The 2637-nt window shown below is 61.1% G+C and carries 1 protein-coding gene; it reads left to right on the plus strand.

The features are described from left to right. Positions 1-419: 419 nt before the first annotated feature. Complete coding sequence (locus CWS72_RS27235) at positions 420-2576, plus strand: TonB-dependent receptor (RefSeq protein ID WP_158240850.1); 2157 nt, start codon at positions 420-422, stop codon at positions 2574-2576. Positions 2577-2637 lie beyond the last annotated feature (61 nt).

Raw genomic sequence — 2637 nt, forward strand, 5'->3', positions numbered from 1 at the left:
CTGCCGCCCGATCGGCGGGCGCCTTCCTCCTTCGTTCCCCATCGCTATCAGGCCCGCGCCCCGCCGCGACCGGCCTGACACCGGTGACAGTCTTCACGCGAACCAAATCACAGAAGGTAAGAGGGGTAAAAGGGCGGGCTTCATAGCCTTCTCCCTCGCCCCTTGTGGGAGAGGGTGGGGCCCGCGTTAGCGGGAGGGTGAGGGGAAAAGTCGCACAAAGCTTCAGAATTTTCCTCCGCCTGTCAGGCAGCCCCCCCTCATCCCAACCCTTCTCCCACGAGGGGAGAAGGGCTTTTACCCCTGTTACACGGGAAGACCGTAACCGACTGATTTTCAAAAATAATCGCAGCCTCTTTCGAGGGGCGTGGCGGCAATGCCGCCACGCCGACAGCATTTCCATGCTTTGGGGAACCTATAAGATGTCCACTCTCATCCATCGGCGACGCCGGTCCCGGGGTTCGGCCGCCGCGCTCATGTCCACCGTCTCGACGCTTTTTCTCATGCCCGGCGCGGGCTTCGCGCAGACGGCGACGCCGCTTAGCCCCATCACCGTCGAAGCCTCCTCCGACATGACCTGCCCGCTCGAAGGCGGAGAGGTCGACAAACACCAGATCGGCGCCAAAAGCATCCTGGGCGCCAGCGATACGGCATCCCTGCTTGCCGGACAGCCGGGCGTCGCCCTGGCGACCGGCGGCGGCATTTCCAGCCTGCCGATCATCCACGGGCTGGCCGACGACCGGATCAAGACCCTGGTCGACGGAATGCCGATCACCTCGGCCTGCCCCAACCACATGAATCCGGCGCTGTCCTACATCGCGCCGTCCAACAGCGGACATCTCTCCGAAGTCGCCGGCATCACCCCGGTCAGCGCCGGAGGCGACAGCATCGGCGGCAGCATCACGGTCGACCCGCCCCAACCGATGTTCGCCAAATCCGGTGAAGGCTATGCCGCCCGCGGATCGGCGACGACCTTCTTCCGCAGCATCAACCGGCAGATCGGAGCCAACGGCAACGTCACGGCGGCAACGGAAAACGTCAGCCTCGGCTATGACGGCTCATGGACACGGGCTCGCGAATCCCATGACGGCAACGGAGACCGGATCTTCAACAGCCAGTTCGAAACCCAAAGCCACAATGTGACGTTGGGATTCAGCAACGACGGACACGACCTGACCATCCGGGCCGGCCATCAATTGACCCCGTATGAAGGTTTTCCCAACGCCTACATGGATCTGACCGGGAACACCAGCAACTATCTGAACGCCGGTTACAAGGGCGATTACACCTGGGGAACCCTTGACGCCAAGGTCTATTGGCAGAATGCCAAGCATGAGATGAACTTCCTGCCAGGACGGAACACCACCGGCCATATGCCGATGAACACCAACGGCACTGACGCCGGCTATTCGCTCAAAGCCGAGTTGCCGATAACCCGCAACGACGTCATCCGAGTCGGCAACGAATATCACGCCTATCGTCTGAGCGACTGGTGGCCCCCGGTCGACATGATGATGATGGGGCCCGACACCTTCATCAACATCAACGAGGGAAGCCGGCAACAGATCGGCACCTTCGCCGAATGGGAAAAAAAGTGGGACGCCCAGTGGACGTCGCTCCTGGGCGTACGCAACGATGTCATCCTGATGGATACCGGCAATGTCGCCGGATACAACACCATGATGTCGAATTATGCCGCCGACGCGGACGCCTTCAATACGCAGAATCACAAGAAGACCGACGTCAATTACGACCTGACGGCCTCCGCCCGCTACGAAGCGACACCGATCAACACCGAGGAGTTCGGTTTCGCCCGCAAGACCCGCTCGCCCAATCTCTACGAGCGCTATGCCTGGTCCACCGGATCCATGGCGGCCAGCATGATCGGCTGGTTCGGCAACGGTGCCGAATATGTCGGCAATCTGAACCTGAAGCCTGAAATCGCCAACACCATCAGCGCCAGTGCCGGCTGGCACGACGCCGCCAGATCCGACTGGGCAGTCAAGGTGACTCCCTATTACACCTATGTGCAGGACTATATCGGCGTCGACAAACTGAGCACGGGCTCGACACCCGGCATCAATCTTCTGAAGTTCGCCAACCACGATTCCCAGCTTTACGGCTTCGATCTCTCCGGATCCAAGTCCCTGCTGAAAAGCCAGGACATCGGCCATCTGGACCTGTCCGGAACGGCCGGCTGGGTCAAGGGGATGCAGATGAACAACGGACAGCGCCTTTACCGGATGCAGCCGCTGAACGCGTTCATCGACCTCACCCATCGCCTGGGGGAGTGGACAAGCACGGCGGAGTTGAAGCTGGTCAATGACAAATCGGTGACCAATCCCCTGCAGAACGAGCAGACAACGCCGGGCTTCGCCATCGTGAACCTCAAGACGTCCTATCGTTACGAGAACATCACCGTGGCCGTCGGCATCGACAACCTGTTCAACAAGCAATATTACGATCCGAACGGCGGGGCCTACGTCTCCTATTGGACCGCGACCAACAGCACTGCCGCCATGGGGGCGCTGCCGGCCGCCGGCCGGTCGTTCAACGCCGGAATGACCGTGTCCTTCTGATGACGGAAACAACGGGCATTTCGCTCGCCAGCCCCCCGGGGAAACCTCGCTTCCCCGGGGT

The organism is Telmatospirillum siberiense, from assembly GCF_002845745.1.
In the GTDB taxonomy this organism is placed as follows: domain Bacteria; phylum Pseudomonadota; class Alphaproteobacteria; order Rhodospirillales; family Magnetospirillaceae; genus Telmatospirillum; species Telmatospirillum siberiense.

Bases quoted from the DNA above. Each gene is read 5' to 3' on its own strand.
- CWS72_RS27235 (WP_158240850.1), top strand. From the start codon at position 420: ATGTCCACTCTCATCCATCGGCGACGCCGGTCCCGGGGTTCGGCCGCC.